Below are 19,743 nucleotides of genomic sequence, written 5' to 3' on the forward strand. Positions count from 1 at the left end.
GGGGAAAATGCAAGCTGTCATTAACCTCGACGCCTGATAGGGTAGGGCCGATGACAGCGACGATTCGCATTCTCGGGATTGATCCGGGCCTCCGCCATACCGGCTGGGGCGTGGTCGAGCAGACCGGCGCCCGCCTTGCGCATGTGGCGCATGGGGTCATCTCCGTGGATACGGGGCTGGAAATGGCGGCCCGGCTGGCCGGCATCTTTACCGCCGTCGCCGAGATTGCACGCGAACATGCGCCGCATGCGGCCGGAATTGAGGAAACCCTTGTGAATGCAAACCCGCGCTCGGCGCTGAAACTGGGCCAGGCACGCGGCGCCGCCATGGCCGCCCTGTCGCTGGCGAGCCTGCCGGTTGCCGAGTTTGCCCCGCGCAAGATCAAGCTGTCGGTGGTCGGCACCGGCACGGCAGACAAGGATCAGGTCATGTTCATGGTCAAACGCCTTTTGCCGCGCGCCGGAGAAATGAAGGCTGATGCGGCGGACGCGCTTGCCTGCGCGATCTGCGCGGCGCACCACCTGCCGCTGGAGTTGAAGCGGGGGGCGGCATGATCATCGGACGCCTGACCGGAACGATTGCGGCGCTCGGCCTCGATCATCTGCTGATTGACGTCAACGGCGTCGGCTATGTCTGCCAGGCGGGCACGCGGCTGCTGGCCCGTGTGCATGCGGGCGAGAATGCCGTGCTGCATGTCGAAACGAAAGTCACCGAAGCGGCGATCACGCTCTATGCCTTCGGCACCGACGAGGAACGCGCCTGGTTCGTGCGCCTGCAGGACGTGCATGGCGTGGCGGGCAAGGCGGCGATGGCGATTCTCGATGCGATCACGCCAGCTGAATTGATGGACGCGATTGCGCTCGGCGATGCCGCCGTGCTGGAGCGCGCCAAGGGCGTCGGCAAGAAACTGGCCGAGCGCATCGTCGGGGAGCTTGGCGGCAAGGCGCCGCCCATGGGCCGGTTTGGCAAATTCGATGCGGCCAATGCGGCCGGCATGGCGAGGGCGCCGGTGGCCGCAAAAACCGGGCCGCGCGGCGAGGCGATCTCGGCTCTGGTTAACCTTGGCTATGGCCAGAGCGACGCGGCACGCGCCGTTGCGGCTGCTGCGCAGGCGGCGGGTGACGCTGACGTTGGCCCGCTGGTGAAAGCGGCGCTGAAGGAACTTAGCCGGTGAGCCGCGAGGGGGAGCTCTCCGATCCGAACGCGCAGGGCGGCGACGCGCTGGACCGTGCGCTGCGCCCGCAGACGTTTGACGACTATGTCGGCCAACGCAAGGCGAAGTCGAACCTGAAAGTCTATGTCGAGGCGGCCCGCGGTCGCTCGGAAGCGCTGGATCATGTGCTGCTGTTCGGTCCGCCGGGCCTCGGCAAGACGACGCTGGCGCAGATCCTGGCGCGGGAAATGGGGGTCGGCTTCCGGGCGACGTCCGGGCCGGTGATCGCCAAGGCGGGCGACCTCGCCGCGATCCTGACCAATCTTGAGCCCAACGATGTGTTGTTCATTGACGAGATCCACCGCCTCCCGGCCGTGGTCGAGGAAATCCTCTATCCGGCGATGGAAGACTATGCCCTCGATATCGTGATCGGCGAGGGGCCGTCGGCGCGCTCGGTGCGGCTCGACCTGTCGCCCTTCACGCTGGTGGGGGCAACGACGCGGGCGGGCCTGTTGGCGACGCCGCTGCGCGACCGGTTCGGCATTCCGCTGCGGCTCGAATTCTACGAGCCGGAAGAACTGGCGCGGATCGTATTGGCGGCGGCGCGCAAGCTGGGCGCGGCGATTACCGAGGAAGGCGCCGTCGAGATTGCCAGCCGGGCAAGGGGCACGCCGCGCATCGCGCTGCGGCTGCTGCGCCGGGTACGCGACTTTGCCGAGGCCGAGGGCGCGAAGATCGACAGTCCTGCCGCGGCGCGGGCGCTGAAACGGCTGGAAATCGACGCAGACGGCCTCGATGCGCTCGACCGGCGCTACCTGCACGCATTGGTGCACACCTATGCGGGCGGGCCCGTGGGCGTCGAGACGCTGGCAGCGGCCCTGTCAGAGGCGCGCGATGCGGTCGAAGACGTGATCGAGCCCTACCTGATGCAGAAGGGCTATGTCGCCCGCACCCCGCGCGGGCGCACTGCGGCGCCATTGGCCTATGAGCGGCTTGGCCTGCCTGTGCCGGGCGGCGCGCAGTCCGGCCTGTTCACCGAGAAATAGCTATTCGCCCTTCTGCATTCGCCAAAGGAGGCCGATGAAGGCGCCTTTCACGCGAGGCAGCAGCAGGAGCACGGCGGCGACGACGCCGGTGCCCAACGCGGGCAGGCTGAACCAGGGCGGCAAGGCTGTTTTCATTGAAACGAGGAACGTGAGCGGGGCAAGAAAAGGCCCGAGAATCAACACGGTCAGCCAGGGCGGGCCATCCTCGGCGCGGATCTGGCCAGTCGGTTCGCCGCAATGGGAACAGGCAGGCGCCTGCCGGAGGTAGCCGGTAAACAGGCGGCCCTTGCCGCAGGCCGGGCAGCGTCCGCGCAGGCCGCGCAGAATGGAGGTGAGGCCGGGGCGTGCAGGCATGGGGCAAGGGGGTGGCACGGGTTGGGTGCGTCCGCCAGCCGGGATGACGCCGCAGGGGTGATCTGCTAACGCGGAGGGCATGACCCAGCCGACACTCGACGACAAGAATTTCGATGCAGACCGCCAGCACTGGATCACGGTGCGCGTCTATTACGAAGACACAGATTTCACCGGCATGGTCTACCACGCCAATTACCTTCGCTTCTTCGAGCGCGGACGGTCGGACCATTTGCGCGATGCGGGCATTTCGCACCAGTCGCTGCTGGAGCGCGAAGACCCGGCGGCCTTCACGTTGACCAATGTGAATGTCAGCTACAAGCGCCCGGCCAAGGTGGATGACCTGCTGCACATCCGCACGCGTTATCTCGGCATGGACGGACCGCGCATCCGGTTCGAACAGGCCTGCCTGCGAGACGGCCAGTTGATTTCCGAAGCCGAGATCACCGCGGTGATGATCCATTCCGACGGGCGGCTTCGTCGTCCCATACGTGAAGTGGCCGAACACCTGGAAGCGTTCGTCTGGCGTGGTTGAAGGCTGGAATTGCCTCCAGGCTGGATCAGAAACGGATTTCGGCCGAAACGGGCAGGTGGTCGGACAGTTGCAGGGCAAGACTGCGCCGGTGCTCAAGGCTTACCCGGTCCGAATAGACGATATGGTCGAGATCGCGCTGCGGGCGCCAGGAGGGGAAGGTCGGCAATTGCGGATGATTGGCGATTTGCGCCTTGTTGGCCGTGGCAAATGTTTCGAGATGAGTGGAACTATGCGTACAGTTGAAGTCCCCGACGACCAGGAAGGGGTTCCTGCGCGGCAGGTGCTCGCCAATCGCCTCAAGCTGGGTCGCCTGATCGTCCCGGCCGAGGCTGAGGTGTAGGTTTGCCACCGATATCCCCCGTCCCACCTGCACATTGGCGATCAGGCAGCCGCGGCCCTTCACACGCCCCGGCAGCTTGAAATCATGGATATCAGACAGGGCGTACCGACTGAGAATGGCGTTGCCGTGTAGCGAGATGCCTGGAATCGTCCGGTTGCGCTGAACAGCGACATGCGAATGGCCCGACAGGGTCGCGATCTGCTCGGCCTGGCAGGTAAAACCGGACCGTCGCCCCCCCAGGTCGACCTCCTGGAGGCAGACAACGTCATAGGTTTTGACGATTTCCGCGATTTTTTCCAGCGTGGACCGCTTGGCGCTGGTATTGAATACCTGATGATGCGCGCGGGTCAGGTATTGCGAATACCTGGTCGTGCCAATAGCGGCCTGGATGTTCCAGGTCAGAATCTCGAGTGAGTGGCTCATGCTGCTCATATGGCGTTTGGAGCCGCGTGTTCCAGCCGGCATTCGACAGTACGGGTCGAAGGGGACTGCCTTGTTACCAAGTTCACTGGTATTTGCCCTCCATATCCTGATCTCGGTCGCCCTGACGATACGGCTGCTTTATCGCAAGCTGGCGGTGAGCACGACGCTCGCCTGGATCATCATCCTGTTCTCCTTGCCCTATATTGGCATCTTTTTCTTTTTCCTGTTCGGAGATCATCGGATGGGACGCAAGCGCCTCAGCCAGGGCGCGCGCATCCGGCAATTCTATTCGCGCAAGTATGGCATTGCCGAAGACCCGTTGCAGGACGTGGCACTGGACGCCTCGCACACAATGCGGGCGCTCAGCCAGAGCGTGGCGACTCATTCCGGTTTCCCGGTGACACACGACAACAAGCTGGAACTGCTTGAAGACGCGGGCAACATACTCGACCGGATTGTCGCTGATATCGACCAGGCGACCAAGACATGTTTCCTTGAATTCTACATTGTCGAACCCGAGGGGCGCGTGACCGCCGTGATGGAGGCGCTGGTGCGCGCTTCCCGGCGCGGGGTCGACTGCAACCTCCTGGCAGACAGTTTCGGCAGCAAGGCCCTGTTCCGGTCCAGCTGGCTGCAGCGCCTGCGCAGCGCTGGCGTGGATGTCGAGCCGTCGCTGCCTGTCGGACTGGTCAAGTCGTTGTCGCAACGCTCTGACCTGCGCAATCATCGCAAGCTGATCGCGATCGACCAGTCAATTGGCTATATCGGCAGCTTCAACCTGGTGGACCCGAAATTCTTCAAGAAGAACAAGTCGGTCGGCGAGTGGGTCGACACGATGTTCCGGCTGGAGGGGCGGATCGTCGATTCGCTCGGCTGCGTGTTCAATGCCGATTACATATTCGACTGCGTTGGCCTGGACGTTGACCGGGAGGCCCTGCGCGACCTGCCGACCGATCGGCCTGACGCACCGCCGGCCGGGGACGTGGCGTTGCAACTGTTGCCGTCCGGCCCTGAAACGCGCGACAGCCCGATCCATGAATGGGTGGTTTCGGCGATCTTTGCCGCGCACCGGCGGGTGTCGATCATCACGCCTTATTTCATTCCCGACGAGACGCTGACACTGGCGCTCAAGGCGGCGCGCAAACGCGGTGTTGCCGTGGATGTGATCGTGCCGGAAAAGATTGATTCGAAACTCGCCCAATATGCCAGCGAGTCCGTTTTCGAAGAATTGCTGCAGGCCGGTATCAACATCGCCCGCTATTCCGACGGCTTGCTGCACACGAAATGTGTCCTGATCGATGATACGATTTCGATGGTGGGCACGGTCAATATGGACACACGCAGCTTCTACCTGAATCTCGAACTGACCCTGATCGCCTATGACAAGGACGTATCCGATGTCCTGGACCAGATGCGCGAACGTTATCTCGACCGATGCACCTATATCGATCCCGAAGCCTGGGCGACACGATCGAACTGGCGGCGCATGAAGGAGAATGTCCTGCGCCTCGCCGCACCGATTCTCTAGCCGGCTTCAGGCGTCATTGCTGCAGCGCAGCGAACATGGCCGTCAGCCACTAATCCTTAACCAAACGCCGCTATCGGTTAACCAGCTGCGGAAACTCGCGTGCCTGCCGTGTTTCCGCCAGATTTGGCAGTGAAACAGGGGCAGACGCCGAGGCTCCGCGCCGACGGCACAGACTCATATGCGGAGCACGTGCTGCCCGCAGACTTCAAGGAGCAGGGAATCTCATGGAATCCGAAGCGATTGGCACGGCCGCCAGCAATAGTGACTTCTCGCTACTCTCACTGATTTTCGATGCAGACCCGATCGTCAAACTGGTACTGTTGTGCCTGCTGGCCGCTTCTGTCTGGTCGTGGATGGTGATCGCTGAAAAGACATTCTCGCTCGGCGGCGCCCGCAAGAAGGCCAAGCAGTTCGAGGATGCGTTCTGGAGCGGTCGTACCGAGGATTTTGACATGCGCCCCGGCCAGGTTGCCGGCGACGCGGCCAGCCGCGTGTTTGCGTCGGCTGCGCGCGAATGGTCGGATGCCAAGCGCGGGCAATCGCAACCGGGCGAATCGGCTGCGCTCGTCAACCGTGCGGAGCGATCCATGCGAGCGACGGTCGATCGTGAAATCGGCAAGGCCGGAACTGGTCTCGGCGTGCTGGCAACCATCGGATCGGCCTCGCCCTTTATCGGCCTGTTCGGCACGGTCTGGGGCATCATGAACGCCTTTCTCAACATCGCGGCCCAGCAGGATACCAGCCTCGGTACCGTGGCCGGCCCGATCGCCGAAGCCCTGTTCGCCACCGGCATGGGCCTGGTGGCGGCCATTCCGGCAGTTATTTTCTACAACAAGTTCACCGGCGACCTGACCAGGTTCGGCGATCAGCTCGACACGTTTTCGCAGGATGTCCTGGTGCGCCTGTCGCGCCGCGCGTCCGACGCCGCGAGGGACTAGGCCATGGGACTGATCCTCGGATCTGGCGGCAAGGGCGGGCGGCGCGGGCGCCGGGCGCTGAACGCCGAAATCAACGTCACGCCGTTCGTCGACGTCATGCTGGTGCTGCTGATCGTGTTCATGATCACGGCACCCCTGCTGGTGCGCGGCGAGGATGTCGCCCTGCCAAAAACACGGTCCGGGCCGATCAAGACGGAGCCGAACGATGCGCCGCTGGCGATCACGGTGAAGGCCGACGGGTCGGTATATATTCAGAATACGGAAGTGACCGTGGACGAACTTGGCGCCAAGCTTGCCGCCATCATCGGCGAGGGCTACGAGCAGCAGATGTACCTGCGCGCCGACGAGTCCGTCCCTTATGGCAGGATCATGGAAGTGACGTCCGAAGTGCGTGCGGCCGGTTATACGCGCCTCGCCTTCGTCACCGAACAGAAGAAATAGCGGGGGCCTTCAGAACCCATGCTCCGCGGTTTCACCCTTTCGGCCCTTCTCCACGCGAGCGTGCTCGCGCTGGCGGTGATGTCATGGCCGAACCAGAAATCGGAGTGTGACAAGGCCATCGCAAAGCTCGAACGTGACGAGCCGGGCCTCGGTCCGGTCGACATCATGATGCGCCTGCCGGAATGTGCGAGCGCGATCGACGTGCCGATCGAGTTTCTCGACATCGGCCTCGTGACGAACGTAAGCGCGATCCCGAAGGCCGAACCGGAGCCTGAAGCCGAACCGGTGCCGGAGGAGGCCCCCGAGGAAGAGGCCGAGCCGGACGACCAGAAAGACCTGACGGCTGACGAAGTTGACGCCAATGACACCCGCGCCGAGGAACCGAGCGAGGATGACATTGTCGTTGAAGACGAGAAGGCCGAACCGGAGCCCGTCAAGGCGCCGGAGCCAGAGAAGAAAAAGCCGGAACCGAAAAAAGAGCCGAAACTGGTCGAAAAGACGAAACCCAAAGCGGCGTCCGACGACCTCGATTTCCTCAATGATTTCGAGGATGTGCTGAAAACCAAGGCCCAGAACGAGCGCAAGGCGCCCCCGGCGCAGGAACCGCCACGTATCCAGAAGCCCGTGCTGGCCGATGCCCAGCAACCGCGCAAGGGCGCGGGCGACCGGACCGGCAATACCGCCTCGCTGCAGGCGGCCGTCCGTCGCCAGATCGGTTATTGCTGGAACGGGATCGACGACCTGCCCAAGGAAGACCAGATCAATGTCGTGGTGCGCCTGAAACTGGCGCGCGACGGCAGCCTGTCGAACTCGGCTGAACTTGTCTTGCCGAAGTCGCGGCCCATCGGCAGGTCGGGTATTCCGGTTGACCTCGCCCTGCGGGCAGTGCGCAAGTGTGCCCCATATAAATTGCCTGCGGACGATTACGACCAATGGCAGGAAATCGACGTGACAATCGGGCCGGAGAACTGACCGTCCCCCCAAGTTTCAAGGAGACTATCGAATGAAACGTATCCTGACAGCGCTGGCGACAGCGTTCCTGCTGGCCACCAGTCTTGCGCTTCCGGCTGCGGCGCAGCTGCAGGTGCGGGTCACCGACGGCAATTTCACGCCGACACCGCTCGCCATTCCGGACTTCCAGATTTCCGGGGCCGACGCTGCGATGGCCAAGCAGATAAGCGATGTCGTACGCGCCGACCTTGCCTCGACCGGCCTGTTCGAGATGCAGAACCCGGCCTCCTTCATCCAGAAGGATCTCGATATCAGTGTCCAGCCGCGCTTTGCCGACTGGAAGATCATCAAGACGGACGGCCTTGTCGTCGGTGCCTATGAAGAGCTGCCGGACGGCAAGATCGCCGTTTCGTTCCGCCTGTGGGACGTCTATGCCGGCGAAGTCATGCGCATCAATGGCCAGCCGGGCCGCCGCCTGACCACGACGCCGGACAACTGGCGCCGAATCTCGCACAAGATCGCCGACTCGATCTACCAGCGCCTGACCGGGGAAGACCCGTATTTCGATACGCGCATGGTCTATATCGCCGAGACCGGCCCGAAACTCGCCCGTGTGAAGCGCCTCGCGATCATGGATAGCGACGGCGCCAACCAGCAATACCTGACGCCCGGCCGCAACACGGTTCTGACGCCGCGTTTCTCGCCTTCGGCGCAAGAAATCACCTACATGTCCTATGAAGGCGGCAAGCCGCGGGTCTATCTCTTCAATATCGAGACGGGCCGCCAGGAACTGCTGGGCAATTTCCCGGGCATGACCTTTGCCCCGCGCTTCTCGCGTGATGGCCAGAGCGTGCTGATGACGCAAGCCGAACGCGGCAATTCCGACATTTACATCATGAACCTGCGGACCCGGGAATCGCGCCGGCTGACCGACCATCCGGCCATCGACACATCGCCGTCAATGTCGCCGGACGGCAACTCCATCGTGTTCACCTCCGATCGCGGCGGCAGCCCGCAGCTCTACATCATGAATGCCGATGGCAGCCCGCGTTCCTGCCCGTCGGGCGGCCGGGATTCGGCCTGCCGGATCACGTTCGGCAAGGGCAGCTATTCCACGCCCGTCTGGAGCCCGCGCGGCGATCTCGTGGCGTTTACAAAGCAGTCCGGCAGCCGGTTCTATATCGGCGTGATCGGGATTGACGGCAAAGGCGAGCGCCTGCTGACCGAGGCCTATCTCGATGAAGGCCCGGACTGGTCGCCAAACGGCCGCGTGATCGTTTATTTCCGCGAATCACGTCCCGGCGCAGGGCCGCAACTCTGGTCGGTTGACCTCTCCGGACGCAATGAACAGCGTTTGCCGACCCAAACCGACGCGTCAGACCCGGCCTGGTCGCCGCTTCTGCAATAAAATTAGCAGTTAAACGCCCCTGGAATGGTCCGGGGGCGTCGCTTTATGGAGACATGACGACAAATTTGTGCAAAACGACGCTCGGTTAAGTCACCGCCCGATTGTCGCCCGATTTCCGTCAGAATATGGAATCACTTACGCGCTAGTCGTCATCACGTTGACAAAACGCCCGCCGTAAGGCGTCAATATCGCTCTAAGGACATCCAGGGAAGTCTTAGCAATGAAAACGTCACTGAAACTTACCGCCGCAACTGCCGTACTGCTCGCGCTCGGCGCCTGTGCATCCAAGCCAGCGCCCGTCGTTGAGCCTGCTGCGCCTGTTGAAGTCGTCGAACCGACGCCTGCGCCGAAGCCACCCGTTGTCGAAGAAGTCGTGAAGCCTACCGGCCCGCTGGCTGGTTCGCTCGACGATTTCCGCGTCAATGTTGGTGAGCGCGTCTATTACGACCTCAACGCCTACCGCCTTGATGCCGACGACCAGGAAATCCTGAAGCGTCAGGCTGCCTGGCTGGCTTCCTACCCCGCTGTCCGCATCCTCGTCGCCGGTAACTGCGATGAGCGCGGCACGCGCGAGTACAACCTTGCGCTCGGCGAACGCCGCGCGTCGGTCGTGAAAGACTATCTCGTAAGCCTCGGCGTTGATCCATCGCGGATCGACACGATCTCGTACGGCAAGGAACGCCCGATCGCTGCTGGCAGCGACGAGCAGTCCTGGGCCCTCAACCGTAACGGTTTCACGCAAATCGTTTCCGGCTCGACCAGCTAAGCTGATCTGCTGAACGGTCTACAATACGCAGCCGGGTGCCTTAATTTGGCCCCGGCTGTTTTTGTATGGTCCCGACCAAACTGCGCGGAGATATTGCATTCATGTTCAAAGCCCCGGCTCTCGCCCTCGCCTGCCTCATGCTCGCCGCCGCACCTGCCGTGGCGCAGCGCAGTGCGCCTATAACGCAAGGTGTCACCAGTTCGGACCTCGCTTCGCAGGTGACCACGGTTCGCCAGCAAAATGCGGACCTGAAGGTCCAGGTGAACAACCTGCTCGGCGACATCATGACCCTGACCGGGCGGGTCGAAACCATGGAATACCAACTCTCCCAGGCGCGTGACCAGAACGAGGCCCTCCAGCGCGACAATGAATCGCTCTCCGACAGTATCGGCGAACTGCGCAAGCAGATCAGCGCGCAGGGCCGGACCCTGGCCGCACTTGAAGCGCGCCGTGGCGAAGACGCCGACTTTTCCGATCCTGCCGCTGAGCAGGAATCCGCCTATCCCGGTTCGGCGCAGGGCGGCGACTATTCCGTCGCCTCACCCGCCTCGCCGCAATCCGGCAGCCTCGGCAATGCCGGTCCCACACGGCTGATCACACCGACGAGTGAAGCGTCCGCGACCGGCCTGGCCAACAGCGCGTCCGGCATGAGTCCGTCATCGACACCCGTCTCGAACAATCCATCCGAAGCCGGACTGAACCTGCCGTCCGGATCGCTGGGGACCATCTCGGCCAGCAATCTGCCGGGTGAGGCCGGCCCGTTGTTTGCCGCCGCCAAATCGAAACTGATCCAGTTTGACTATGCCGGCGCAGAGGCTGCCTTCCGCCTGTTCCTCGAGAAGTTCGGCAACGACCCGCAAGCCGGCGAAGCGCATTACTGGCTGGGCGAGACGCTGTACCAGCAGAAGGCTTTTGCTGACAGCGGCGCTGCCTATACGACGATGATCCGGTCATTCCCGAACGATCCGCGCGCACCTGATGCGCTGGTGAAACTGGCCCGGGCCATGCGCCTCGTCGGTGACAAGGAGAAGGCCTGCCTCGCGCTCGACACGCTGCCGAAACGCTATCCGAACGCATCGGGTGTGACGCGCGACCTGTCGGCGGTCGAGCGGACCAAGTCCGGGTGCGACAACTAGAAACCCAAACGCCCAAATTCGCAGCCTTTGACCGGCTGTGCCGGGCAGGGACCGGCCCTGTCGGAGTCGCCGTGTCCGGCGGCAGCAATTCCCTTGCGCTTCTTCATCTCGCGCATGACTGGGCTCAGGCGCGGGGGCGCGACCTGATGGCATTCACATTTGATCACCGCCTGCGCGAAGCGTCTGCGCGCGAGGCCGCGCGGGTTGGCGAGATTTGTCGCGCGCTCGGGGTTCGCCATCAAACTCTATATTGGGACAATCCGGTCGCCCGCCAGTCCGCCGCCCGGCGGGCGCGGCATGCGGCGCTGGCGCGCGCGCTGAAGGCTCGAGGCGGCGCGATCCTGTTGACGGGGCACACGGCCGACGACCAGGCCGAGACCTTCCTGATGCGGGCCCGGCAAGGATCGACCTGGTATGGGCTGGCCGGCATGCAGGCTGTCTCACCGTCGCCTGTCTGGCCGGAAGGGGCGGGCGTCCGGATCGCCCGGCCGCTGCTGGCCGCGCGCCGCGATGACTTGCGGCAAGTGCTGAAATCGCGAGGCACAGGCTGGGCGGAGGACCCGACAAATGAAAATCCGGCCTATGAGCGGGTGCGGATGCGGCAATTGCTGGCCGCCTCTCCGGGGCTTCATACGCGGATTGCGCGGTGCCTGACGGACCTCGCCGCACTGCGTGCGATTGAGGATGTTCGCCTGGGGCGTTGGCTGCGCGACCATGTTCGCGTGTCCGGCGCGGCATATATCGAAGCAGATATGACCATGCTTGGCCCGGAAAGCGCCGCGCGCGGGATGGGCATCCTGATTCAGGCCGTGACCGGCCGGGAGACACCGCCAAGGCGGGAAAACCTGCAATCGCTGGCTGACCGGGTGCGGGCTTCGCGGGCGTTTGCAGGTGCGACACTGGGCGGCGCAAAGGTTACGCGGACGGGCCCATTTGTTCATCTTGTGCCGGAGGTGGGGCTGGATGGCCTGGATCCATTGCTGATCCGGCGGTTGGGCGATTTGCGAGACCTTCTGCTCGGCCAGCCGTGACAATTGCTGCTTGTTAAGCGGAAAGGAGTCGTTTTTGTGCGACGCTGCTCCTATGTTAGGGATCAGGAACACTGATAAATTGAGAGACCGAATATGAACGTGCGCAATCTTGCCATCTGGGGGGCCATCGCCCTGCTTGTCATCGGCATGGCCGTCGCCATGGGCGGGACCTCTGAAGCAGACCATGCCGACAAGGCAAAACTGTCCGAAATCTACAAGCTGATTGACGGCGGCGAAGTGATCGAGGCAACGCTTGGCGACCAGCAGATCGTCGTGAAGACGACCGATGACCGTACGCTGGTCAGCGAATTGCGCGGCCTCGACATGGAAACCCAGGGCATCCTCGTGGCAGAGGGCGTGCCGTTCACGATCGACGCTGACAGCGGCCGCAACAATTTCGCTTCTCTGATCTTCTCGATCCTGCCAATCCTGCTGATCGTCGGCTTTGTCTTCTTCATGATGCGCCAGATGCAGGGCGGCGGCGGCCGCGGCGCGATGAGCTTCGGCAAGTCGCGCGCCCGCCTGCTGACCGAAAAGCATGGCCGGGTGACGTTTGACGACGTCGCCGGCGTGGACGAGGCCAAGGAAGAACTGCAGGAGATCGTCGAATTCCTGCAGGACCCGTCGAAATTCCAGCGCCTCGGCGGCAAGATCCCGAAAGGCGCGCTGCTGGTTGGCCCGCCCGGCACCGGCAAGACGCTTCTGGCCCGCGCTGTGGCCGGCGAAGCCGGCGTTCCCTTCTTCACGATTTCCGGTTCGGACTTTGTCGAAATGTTCGTCGGCGTCGGTGCCAGCCGCGTGCGCGACATGTTCGAGCAGGCCAAGCGTTCGGCCCCTTGCATCATCTTCATTGACGAGATCGACGCGGTCGGCCGCTCGCGCGGCGCAGGCCTCGGAGGTGGCAATGACGAACGCGAGCAGACGCTGAACCAGTTGCTGGTCGAGATGGACGGATTCGAGGCCAATGAAGGCATCATCCTTGTGGCTGCGACCAACCGGCCTGACGTGCTGGACCCGGCCCTGCTGCGCCCCGGCCGTTTCGATCGCCAGATCACGGTCGGCAACCCCGACATTATCGGCCGCGAGAAAATCCTGCGCGTCCACATGCGCAATGTGCCGCTGGCCAAGGATGTCGACACCAAGACGATTGCGCGCGGCACGCCCGGCTTTTCGGGCGCCGACCTGGCCAACCTTGTCAACGAGGCCGCCCTGCTGGCAGCCCGTCGTGGCAAGCGCGTTGTCGCCATGCAGGAATTCGAAGACGCCAAGGACAAGGTCCTGATGGGGCCTGAGCGCCGCTCGATGGTGATGTCCGAAAAGGAAAAAGAGCTGACGGCATGGCACGAAGCCGGCCACGCCATCGTGGCGATGAAAGTGCCCTCGGCCGATCCGGTGCACAAGGCGACGATCATTCCGCGCGGCCGGGCCCTCGGCATGGTGATGCAGCTGCCGGAAGACGACAAGCTGTCCATGTCCAAGATCGAGATGACCAGCCGCCTGGCCATCATGATGGGTGGACGCGTCGCCGAGGAACTGAAATTCGGCCATGACAATGTTACCGCCGGTGCGGCCTCTGACATCCAGCAGGCAACCCGCCTTGCCAGGGCGATGGTGACGCGCTGGGGCTTTGCCGACAATGTCGGCCCCGTGGACTATGGCTCCGACCAGGGCGACGTGTTCCTCGGCCAGCAGCTGATGCAATCCAGCCATGTGTCGGAAGAAACGTCCCGCAAGATCGAGGAAGAAGTCCGCAAGCTGATCCAGACCGGCATGGACGAGGCCCGCCACATCATGACAGTCAGCCGCGACCAGTGGGAAGCGATTGCCACCGGCCTGCTGGAATACGAAACGCTGACCGGCGACGAGATCGCCGAACTGCTGAAAGGCAACAAGCCGACCCGGCCCGATCTCGGCGACGATGATACCGGCCCGGCCTCAGCCGTCCCGGTGATCGGCAAGCGCCGCAAGCCCAAGGGCGATGCCGGCCTTGGCGACCCGGAGCCGAACCCGGCCTGAGGCACGCCTTCCTGCGCAAACAATCAGGCGTCACCGGATCCCGGTGGCGCCTTTTTCTTGTGCCGCGCATTCTACACGATTTTGAAAGGGGGAGGATAAGCCGGCGCGTCAGGCCGCTGCGCTGGGGCGGGCGCTGACGGCGGCGTGCCAGCGGGCGAGGTGGGGGAGGCCGTCTTCGGGGGGCACGCCGACGAGGCCGGCGCCGAAATCATAGGTGGCCAGGGCCACGGCATCGACCACGCTATAGGCATTGCCGGCGATGAATTCATTGTCGGCCAGCTGGTCGTTCAGCAGCCGGTAGCCCATGGCGGTGCGCACGCGGTTTTGTGCGGCGGCTTCGGGAATCTGCCGGATCAGCTTGGCCGTCAGCGGATGGCCGTGGACCCAGACCATGCCGATGGGCACCATCAGGTTCAGCTCCACCCGGCGCAGCCACATCTCGATCACGGTGCGCTCTTTCGCGCCGGTGCCGAAAAGCGGCGGCTCGGGGTGCAATTCCTCGAAATAGCGGCAGATGGCGACGCTTTCCGAAATGCAGGTGCCGTCATCCAGCTCGAGGATGGGAATGCCGCCGGTGGGATTCTTCTCGAGGAAATCGGGCTGGCGGTTGCGGCGCTTGAGAATGTCCACGGTTTCCATGGGCACGGTGAGGCCCTTCTCGGCGAGGAAGATGCGGACGCGGCGCGGGTTGGGCCCGCCGGGATAGTCATACAGGATCATGGCGCCAGCCTAGCGCGCGGCGGCGAGGGCGCAAGGGTGCGGTCAGGCCCAGAGCCGGGGTTGGGCGGCGATCACGGCGGGCGCGCAGCCTGCGTCCCAGGGGTAGAGGCCGTCCAGCAGGCCGGGCCAGACGAGCTGGATGAGGGCGGGGTGGCCGGGCTGGCCGCAGCGTTTCCAGAACCAGTTGGCGCGGGCGGCGTATTTCGTGAACAGGGCCTCATGCGCGGCCTTCCTGCCGATACAGTCGAAATCCTCGCAGAGGCCGTGCCAGCGCTGGTCGCCTTCGACTTTCCGGCCTGCCTTTATCTGGCGGAAGACCTCGGCCAGCATGGCGTGCATGACATCGCGGTGGAGACCGAAGACGATGAATTCCGGCGCGTCCAGCGTCTGCGTGAAGCCGACGGAATAGGTGAAATTCGGCTCGGCCAGTTCAGGATCGAACACGTGCTGGCTGTGCCAGCCATGCGTGTCGATATCGGCGAGCAGGCGGCGCGTGGCGGCGGAGAGTTCGCTCTCGGTCATGGCCGCGATGACGCGTTGCGCCGGGCGCGGGGTCAAGGCGCGCGGGCCAACATGTCCGAGATTTAAGGTGAGGCGTGCCCCAGCACGGGCGGCCGCAGGCCCGGTGGGGCTGCGGCGGCAGGCGTGTGGCTGGGGCGTGGTGCGTCCCTAAGACGTGTCGGCGAAGGGTGGGGCAAGGGTGTGGGCCGGGCGTGGCCGGTCTACGAAACGTGCACGGGAAATGCCCGGACAGGCCGCGCCGGGGCACGGCGCCTCGGCCACGGCGAGGCGCGCCCACGCAAATTGCTTTGGCGGCGTATAGCTATAGGCCCCCTCGGGCGCCGGGACATCGGCCATGGCGGTAATGTAGACATGGCCGCTGCGCGGGCAGACGGCGATCAGCAGGCCGCGCCCGCTGGCCCTGATCCAGCGCTGCAGGCCCCAGAGCTGCAGCCAGACATAAGGCCACAGCCATATGGGCACAGCAGAGAAGATGCGATGGCGCGTCGCGGGGTTCATGGCGCGCAGTATACGCGAGGCCTAGGGGGGTGCGGAAAGGCAAGAGCGAATCCCGCTTGCCGGGCGGGACGGGCAGGCGTAGATCGCCGCTGCCGCCGACCGATGAGACAGTCGCAAACGGGCGGCGGAGCGATATTCCCCACCATGACTGACCCGGCATTTGACTGTGTGTCCTGCGGCGCCTGCTGTTTCAGCCGGAACCCGCGCTATCTCGCCCTGTCGGCATGGGACGCGTCACGCGCCCTGCCAGCGGGCAGCCTGTTTGCCGAGGGCGGGCAGACCTATGTGGCGTTCGACTGCGGCCGGTGCGTGCACCTCCAGATTGGCGGCGGAAAGGCCGTGTGCGGCGTGTATGAGAACCGGCCCGAAGCCTGCCGCGCCTTCCGGGCGGGCAGCTTCGAATGCGTCAAGGCGCGCCGCGCGAACGGCGTGATGGGGGAGCGTGTGCGGGACAGGGAAGGGGAGCCCGCCTAGGCCCAGAGTTTGGGTTGGGCGGCGATCACGTCGGGCGAGCAGCCATCGTCCCACGGGAAGAGGCCGTCCTTGCTGCCGGGCCAGACCAGCTGGATCACATCCGGATGGCCGGCATGGCCCTGATGGCGCCAGAACCAGTTGGCGGAAGTTGCATATTCGGTGAACAGTTCCGGATCGGTCGCCGCCATGCCGATACAGTCAAAGCCCTCGATCAGGTCATGCCAGCGCTGGCCGAGCTCGGCCGTGCAGCCCGCCTTGATCTGGCGGAAGACTTCCGAGAGCATGTAATGCCTCAGGTCTTTCGGCAGGCCGAAGACGATGAATTCCGGCGTGCCCAGCGTTTGGGTGAAACCGACGGAATAGGAGAATTCTGCCCCAAGCCCGTCTGGATCGAAGACATGCAGCGCGGACCAGCCATGCGTGGCGATATTGTCCAGTGTGCGGGTTTCAAAATCGTCCAGGGGGCGGTCTGTCAACGGAAGGCTCCTATCTCGCGAACAGCTGGCCGATGTCGGCGAAGGCTTTCAGCTCGATGGCGTTGCCGCTGGGGTCGTGGAAGAACATGGTTGCCTGCTCGCCGGGCTGGCCCTTGAAGCGGACATAGGGCGCAATCAGGAAATCGACCTGGCCTTCAAGGCGCGCGGCCATCGCCTGCCAGTCTGCCATTGGCAGGACGAGGCCGAAATGGCGCACGGGCACGCCATGGCCATCAACGGCACTGGTGCCGGTGGGGGTGCACTGATCGGGCGCGAGATGCGCGACGATCTGGTGGCCGTGAAAGTCGAAATCCACCCAGTCGTCAGAACTGCGCCCCTCGGCGCAGCCGAGCAGGCCGCCATAGAAGGCGCGGGCGGCGGCAAGGTCGTGCACCGGGAAGGCGAGATGGAAGGGGGCGAGGGGCATGCTCAGTTCCGCGACGGATAGATGCCTTGCGTCACGATGCAGTGCTTGAGGGCGAGATAGGGCGGCATGTTATTGCCGGCCGAGGCATTGCCGGAGCCATCCCCTTCGCCATCAACCGCGAGGGCGGCGGCCGCGCTGGCCGTCTCGCTGCCGCCCCGCTCGCCCTGCCGGCGTTCGGTGAGGCCGGGGCCCTGGCCCGCGCCGACAATGGTGCGTCCGCGCAGGTCCGGCAGGGCGAAGGTGGTGCGCCCGTCGCCGCCATACATCGTGCCAAGGAGAGAGAACAGGGCGGTATTCTCGGCAATCGGCAGGAGGCGGCCATCGGCCTCCAGCGTGCTGCGCGGGCAGTAATTGAACCCGACCGTCATGATCTCGCCGATATATTCGTCAACGCCCGCATGGGCCGCCGGCGCCGTCCCCGCCATCAGCGCGCCCGTCACCGCCGCCGCCATCGCAAATTTCCGAATCATTCCGTGTCCTCCCATTGTGGAAGGGTTAGCCTAAGGCGTGGTGCGGGAGGGGCAAGGGGCGGGCGTTTCGCAGGTCATGTCCCGGAAGGGTGCGTTACGATTTGCAGTTTTGGTGCAGCCGGGGCTTGCTCTCTTCCGAAGATACCTGCGCAGGCAGGTATCCATGGACCGGACTTTCCCTTCGCGCCTTGGCTGAAACGCCAGTCCATGGACCCCTGCGTTCGCAGGGGTCATCGGGGGGAGGGGGGTGTGCGGAGGGGGAGATCGGTGTGTGAGGCGAGGGCGAACGGTGGGTATCGCTTTGCTTAACCCACCCTACGCTTGCTTTGGCTTGCAGCGCACGTCGCCAACCAGGAGGTCCACGATCTTTTTTGTTTTAGGGTCAACAACCCCAAAGAAGCGCACTTTCGGACTAAAGAACACGATGTCTGTAATTTCGTCTTCAGTTAGGCTCAGCTCGCTCTTGCAATGCAGAATCGTATGCGTTCCCTGCTGGTTCGAGCCACGTTGATCGAAGGAGATGCTTAAGTATTCTTCCAATGCCCTTCGTTTGCAAAGGCGTTTTCCTTTCATGCGTGCGTACTCGACGGCGGCGTAAGTCGAGGCGACCAACGCCAAAGCAAATGAGCCGATGGCCGACCAATGACCGATACTCTCTAAACACATGTACAAAATCCCCATGCCGCAACGATTGCTGTTCTTTCGACTTGGCATCATTGGCCGCAATTCGCGAAATGCAACCAACGCTAAGCTCTTGCAATCTATCGCGCTGTGTCGCTAAAATACAATCAAAGATTGCGATTTCGGATTACACAAGAAGTTGGTGAATGTGATGTGCACAGCGATCAAAAAAATACTTGATATATAATAGAGTCTTAGGGGTTTATATTTGGCGTTTGTCTCCCATGTGACTCTATAGAACAAAGCTAATGATCTTAATTTTGAGGCACTTAAGATGGCAAAATCCGCCGCTAAACGTACGCTAATTTCGCAAAAAGACGTACCGGGACAAACTTTGAAGCAGGCGCTCAGAATCGCTGAGTGTATCGCTGACAATTATGCGAGCGAACCCACGACTCCATTAAATGTAGCGGCCGGGTTGGACATGACGCCAACATCTGGACCATTCCGTAGTATTGCAGGTGCTGCGATAGCTTATGGATTGACGACTGGTGGTCCCAATGCACCAGAAATTGGATTGACTGAGCTAGGTCGTCGAGCCACCAGGCCAACCTCGGAGGGCGACGATTATGCGGCTCTCCGAGAGGCGTTGCGGAAACCCCGTGTAATCGATGAGTTCCTCTCAAAGTACAATGGTTCGTCGCTTCCTCCTGCGAAAATCGCTCAGAATGTGCTTGCCGAGATGGGAGTTCCTCAAGATAGGACCGAGGGTGTTTTGTCTCTGATCGTTGAAAGTGCAAAGCAGTATGGTCTGACTAAGGAGATCAAGGGAAAGGTCTATATCGATTTGTCATCTGATGTCCGTGGTCCAATTGTCCAAGAACAGGAACAGGCCGATAACGGAGAGATACTTGAGGATCAGGAGTTAGCGGAGGTGCCTGCGCAAAGAGTCGGTGGTTTGCCAACGGATAATCGCTCCGACGAAGTCCTTCGTCGAGTTTTTGTGACGCACGGAACAAATCAGGCCTTCATCGGCATGATAAAAAAGCTGCTTGGCTTTGGGGAGCTGGTTCCGGTTGTCTCTGTCGAGAATCAGTCTGTATCAAAACCTGTCCCCGACAAGGTTATGGACGATATGCGCTCGTGCGGAGCCGCCATCATTCACGTTGATTCTGAACAGAAGTTGCTCGACAGTGCTGCTAATGAAGTAAATGCTATCAACGGAAACGTCCTGATTGAGATCGGAGCCGCTATGGCGCTTTACGGTCGGAGATTCATTTTGCTTGTGAGGGAGGGCGTGAAGCTTCCTTCAAATCTACAAGGACTATTCGAAGTTCGATACAATTCCGATGATCTATCGGGAGAGGTCACGATCAAGCTGCTCGAAGCAATAAACGACATGAAAAAGCAGCCGCTGCCAAAAGGCAAGAATTGAGGCTAGCCGAATTTTTGTTCTCTTGATGCGAGCAAAT

Annotated in this window: 24 protein-coding genes; 15 read left to right on the top strand and 9 right to left on the bottom strand. The window is 62.7% G+C overall.

Annotated features, from left to right (window positions below; translation table 11 throughout):
• Positions 1-50: 50 nt before the first annotated feature.
• From ruvC to ruvB, 3 genes are read left to right on the top strand one after another with little or no spacing between them, the layout of a single operon-like run.
• Positions 51-554, top strand: coding sequence for a crossover junction endodeoxyribonuclease RuvC (gene ruvC, locus AC0L7I_RS05065; RefSeq protein WP_473398457.1), 504 nt, complete (start codon positions 51-53; stop codon positions 552-554).
• Positions 554-1,174, top strand: a complete 621-nt coding sequence (ruvA, locus tag AC0L7I_RS05070; RefSeq protein WP_473399113.1) for a Holliday junction branch migration protein RuvA — start codon at positions 554-556, stop codon at positions 1,172-1,174. The genes ruvC and ruvA overlap by 1 nt, the downstream gene beginning before the upstream one ends.
• The gene (ruvB, locus tag AC0L7I_RS05075; RefSeq protein ID WP_473398458.1) at positions 1,171-2,199 is read left to right on the top strand and encodes a Holliday junction branch migration DNA helicase RuvB; all 1,029 of its coding nucleotides are present in this window, start codon (positions 1,171-1,173) and stop codon (positions 2,197-2,199) included. Before ruvA ends, ruvB begins: the two co-directional genes overlap by 4 nt.
• Here the strand turns inward: ruvB and AC0L7I_RS05080 are convergent, their stop codons facing one another.
• A complete protein-coding gene (locus AC0L7I_RS05080) occupies positions 2,200-2,553 on the bottom strand; it encodes a DUF983 domain-containing protein (RefSeq protein WP_473398459.1) in 354 nt (117 codons plus the stop codon).
• A 79-nt stretch (positions 2,554-2,632) separates the two neighbouring features.
• Here AC0L7I_RS05080 and AC0L7I_RS05085 point away from each other — a divergent pair, with 79 nt between their 5' ends.
• On the top strand, positions 2,633-3,085 hold the full coding sequence (locus AC0L7I_RS05085) for a YbgC/FadM family acyl-CoA thioesterase (protein WP_473398460.1): 453 nt from the start codon (positions 2,633-2,635) through the stop codon (positions 3,083-3,085).
• Between the two features lie 25 nt (positions 3,086-3,110).
• Here AC0L7I_RS05085 and AC0L7I_RS05090 read toward each other — a convergent pair whose 3' ends face one another.
• Complete coding sequence (locus tag AC0L7I_RS05090; protein ID WP_473398461.1) at positions 3,111-3,848, bottom strand: endonuclease/exonuclease/phosphatase family protein; 738 nt, start codon at positions 3,846-3,848, stop codon at positions 3,111-3,113.
• A 70-nt stretch (positions 3,849-3,918) separates the two neighbouring features.
• Between AC0L7I_RS05090 and cls the strand changes: the two genes are divergently transcribed.
• From cls to ftsH, 9 genes are all read left to right on the top strand, one after another.
• Positions 3,919-5,376, top strand: coding sequence for a cardiolipin synthase (cls, locus tag AC0L7I_RS05095; RefSeq protein WP_473398462.1), 1,458 nt, complete (start codon positions 3,919-3,921; stop codon positions 5,374-5,376).
• Positions 5,377-5,600: 224 nt separating this feature from the next.
• Entirely contained in the window at positions 5,601-6,314 is a 714-nt protein-coding gene (gene tolQ, locus AC0L7I_RS05100; protein WP_473398463.1) for a protein TolQ, read from the top strand.
• Between the two features lie 3 nt (positions 6,315-6,317).
• The gene (locus tag AC0L7I_RS05105; RefSeq protein ID WP_473398464.1) at positions 6,318-6,755 is read left to right on the top strand and encodes an ExbD/TolR family protein; all 438 of its coding nucleotides are present in this window, start codon (positions 6,318-6,320) and stop codon (positions 6,753-6,755) included.
• An 18-nt stretch (positions 6,756-6,773) separates the two neighbouring features.
• Entirely contained in the window at positions 6,774-7,727 is a 954-nt protein-coding gene (locus AC0L7I_RS05110; RefSeq protein ID WP_473398465.1) for a hypothetical protein, read from the top strand.
• A gap of 31 nt (positions 7,728-7,758) precedes the next feature.
• Positions 7,759-9,114, top strand: coding sequence for a Tol-Pal system beta propeller repeat protein TolB (tolB, locus tag AC0L7I_RS05115; protein WP_473398466.1), 1,356 nt, complete (start codon positions 7,759-7,761; stop codon positions 9,112-9,114).
• A gap of 220 nt (positions 9,115-9,334) precedes the next feature.
• On the top strand, positions 9,335-9,880 hold the full coding sequence (gene pal / locus AC0L7I_RS05120; protein ID WP_473398467.1) for a peptidoglycan-associated lipoprotein Pal: 546 nt from the start codon (positions 9,335-9,337) through the stop codon (positions 9,878-9,880).
• A gap of 101 nt (positions 9,881-9,981) precedes the next feature.
• Entirely contained in the window at positions 9,982-11,016 is a 1,035-nt protein-coding gene (gene ybgF, locus AC0L7I_RS05125; protein WP_473398468.1) for a tol-pal system protein YbgF, read from the top strand.
• A 71-nt stretch (positions 11,017-11,087) separates the two neighbouring features.
• Positions 11,088-12,047 carry a tRNA lysidine(34) synthetase TilS gene (gene tilS, locus AC0L7I_RS05130; protein WP_473399114.1) on the top strand — a complete coding sequence of 320 codons (960 nt, stop codon included), beginning with the start codon at positions 11,088-11,090 and terminating at the stop codon, positions 12,045-12,047.
• Between the two features lie 93 nt (positions 12,048-12,140).
• Positions 12,141-14,063, top strand: a complete 1,923-nt coding sequence (gene ftsH / locus AC0L7I_RS05135; protein WP_473398469.1) for an ATP-dependent zinc metalloprotease FtsH — start codon at positions 12,141-12,143, stop codon at positions 14,061-14,063.
• Between the two features lie 108 nt (positions 14,064-14,171).
• Here ftsH and AC0L7I_RS05140 read toward each other — a convergent pair whose 3' ends face one another.
• The 3 genes from AC0L7I_RS05140 to AC0L7I_RS05150 form a co-directional block, all read right to left on the bottom strand.
• The gene (locus AC0L7I_RS05140) at positions 14,172-14,783 is read right to left on the bottom strand and encodes a glutathione S-transferase family protein (RefSeq protein ID WP_473398470.1); all 612 of its coding nucleotides are present in this window, start codon (positions 14,781-14,783) and stop codon (positions 14,172-14,174) included.
• Between the two features lie 42 nt (positions 14,784-14,825).
• Positions 14,826-15,341, bottom strand: coding sequence for a DUF4262 domain-containing protein (locus tag AC0L7I_RS05145; RefSeq protein ID WP_473398471.1), 516 nt, complete (start codon positions 15,339-15,341; stop codon positions 14,826-14,828).
• 111 nt (positions 15,342-15,452) lie between these two features.
• Positions 15,453-15,803: a hypothetical protein gene (locus tag AC0L7I_RS05150; protein WP_473398472.1), complete on the bottom strand. Its 351-nt coding sequence runs from the start codon at positions 15,801-15,803 to the stop codon at positions 15,453-15,455.
• 144 nt (positions 15,804-15,947) lie between these two features.
• Between AC0L7I_RS05150 and AC0L7I_RS05155 the strand changes: the two genes are divergently transcribed.
• Positions 15,948-16,277, top strand: coding sequence for a YkgJ family cysteine cluster protein (locus tag AC0L7I_RS05155; protein WP_473398473.1), 330 nt, complete (start codon positions 15,948-15,950; stop codon positions 16,275-16,277).
• Here AC0L7I_RS05155 and AC0L7I_RS05160 read toward each other — a convergent pair.
• From AC0L7I_RS05160 to AC0L7I_RS05175, 4 genes are all read right to left on the bottom strand, one after another.
• Positions 16,274-16,753 carry a DUF4262 domain-containing protein gene (locus AC0L7I_RS05160; RefSeq protein ID WP_473398474.1) on the bottom strand — a complete coding sequence of 160 codons (480 nt, stop codon included), beginning with the start codon at positions 16,751-16,753 and terminating at the stop codon, positions 16,274-16,276. The two genes, AC0L7I_RS05155 and AC0L7I_RS05160, sit on opposite strands and share 4 nt — an antisense overlap.
• A 10-nt stretch (positions 16,754-16,763) precedes the next feature.
• Positions 16,764-17,180, bottom strand: a complete 417-nt coding sequence (locus AC0L7I_RS05165) for a VOC family protein (protein ID WP_473398475.1) — start codon at positions 17,178-17,180, stop codon at positions 16,764-16,766.
• Positions 17,181-17,182: 2 nt separating this feature from the next.
• On the bottom strand, positions 17,183-17,650 hold the full coding sequence (locus AC0L7I_RS05170; RefSeq protein WP_473398476.1) for a phage tail protein: 468 nt from the start codon (positions 17,648-17,650) through the stop codon (positions 17,183-17,185).
• 315 nt (positions 17,651-17,965) lie between these two features.
• Entirely contained in the window at positions 17,966-18,394 is a 429-nt protein-coding gene (locus AC0L7I_RS05175) for a hypothetical protein (protein ID WP_473398477.1), read from the bottom strand.
• Between the two features lie 211 nt (positions 18,395-18,605).
• Between AC0L7I_RS05175 and AC0L7I_RS05180 the strand changes: the two genes are divergently transcribed.
• Complete coding sequence (locus AC0L7I_RS05180; RefSeq protein ID WP_473398478.1) at positions 18,606-19,706, top strand: TIR domain-containing protein; 1,101 nt, start codon at positions 18,606-18,608, stop codon at positions 19,704-19,706.
• Positions 19,707-19,743: the final 37 nt, after the last annotated feature.

The organism is Hyphomonas sp. J20-32, assembly GCF_055808555.1.

Excerpts from the sequence above, each read along its gene's own strand:
- ruvC (WP_473398457.1), top strand. The coding sequence starts at position 51 with ATGACAGCGACGATTCGCATTCTCGGGATTGATCCGGGCCTCCGCCAT.
- AC0L7I_RS05080 (WP_473398459.1), bottom strand. The coding sequence starts at position 2,553 with ATGCCTGCACGCCCCGGCCTCACCTCCATTCTGCGCGGCCTGCGCGGA.
- AC0L7I_RS05085 (WP_473398460.1), top strand. The coding sequence starts at position 2,633 with ATGACCCAGCCGACACTCGACGACAAGAATTTCGATGCAGACCGCCAG.
- AC0L7I_RS05090 (WP_473398461.1), bottom strand. The coding sequence starts at position 3,848 with ATGAGCCACTCACTCGAGATTCTGACCTGGAACATCCAGGCCGCTATT.
- tolQ (WP_473398463.1), top strand. The coding sequence starts at position 5,601 with ATGGAATCCGAAGCGATTGGCACGGCCGCCAGCAATAGTGACTTCTCG.
- AC0L7I_RS05105 (WP_473398464.1), top strand. The coding sequence starts at position 6,318 with ATGGGACTGATCCTCGGATCTGGCGGCAAGGGCGGGCGGCGCGGGCGC.
- AC0L7I_RS05110 (WP_473398465.1), top strand. The coding sequence starts at position 6,774 with ATGCTCCGCGGTTTCACCCTTTCGGCCCTTCTCCACGCGAGCGTGCTC.
- tolB (WP_473398466.1), top strand. The coding sequence starts at position 7,759 with ATGAAACGTATCCTGACAGCGCTGGCGACAGCGTTCCTGCTGGCCACC.
- pal (WP_473398467.1), top strand. The coding sequence starts at position 9,335 with ATGAAAACGTCACTGAAACTTACCGCCGCAACTGCCGTACTGCTCGCG.
- ybgF (WP_473398468.1), top strand. The coding sequence starts at position 9,982 with ATGTTCAAAGCCCCGGCTCTCGCCCTCGCCTGCCTCATGCTCGCCGCC.
- ftsH (WP_473398469.1), top strand. The coding sequence starts at position 12,141 with ATGAACGTGCGCAATCTTGCCATCTGGGGGGCCATCGCCCTGCTTGTC.
- AC0L7I_RS05140 (WP_473398470.1), bottom strand. The coding sequence starts at position 14,783 with ATGATCCTGTATGACTATCCCGGCGGGCCCAACCCGCGCCGCGTCCGC.
- AC0L7I_RS05150 (WP_473398472.1), bottom strand. The coding sequence starts at position 15,803 with ATGAACCCCGCGACGCGCCATCGCATCTTCTCTGCTGTGCCCATATGG.
- AC0L7I_RS05155 (WP_473398473.1), top strand. The coding sequence starts at position 15,948 with ATGACTGACCCGGCATTTGACTGTGTGTCCTGCGGCGCCTGCTGTTTC.
- AC0L7I_RS05165 (WP_473398475.1), bottom strand. The coding sequence starts at position 17,180 with ATGCCCCTCGCCCCCTTCCATCTCGCCTTCCCGGTGCACGACCTTGCC.
- AC0L7I_RS05170 (WP_473398476.1), bottom strand. The coding sequence starts at position 17,650 with ATGATTCGGAAATTTGCGATGGCGGCGGCGGTGACGGGCGCGCTGATG.
- AC0L7I_RS05180 (WP_473398478.1), top strand. The coding sequence starts at position 18,606 with ATGGCAAAATCCGCCGCTAAACGTACGCTAATTTCGCAAAAAGACGTA.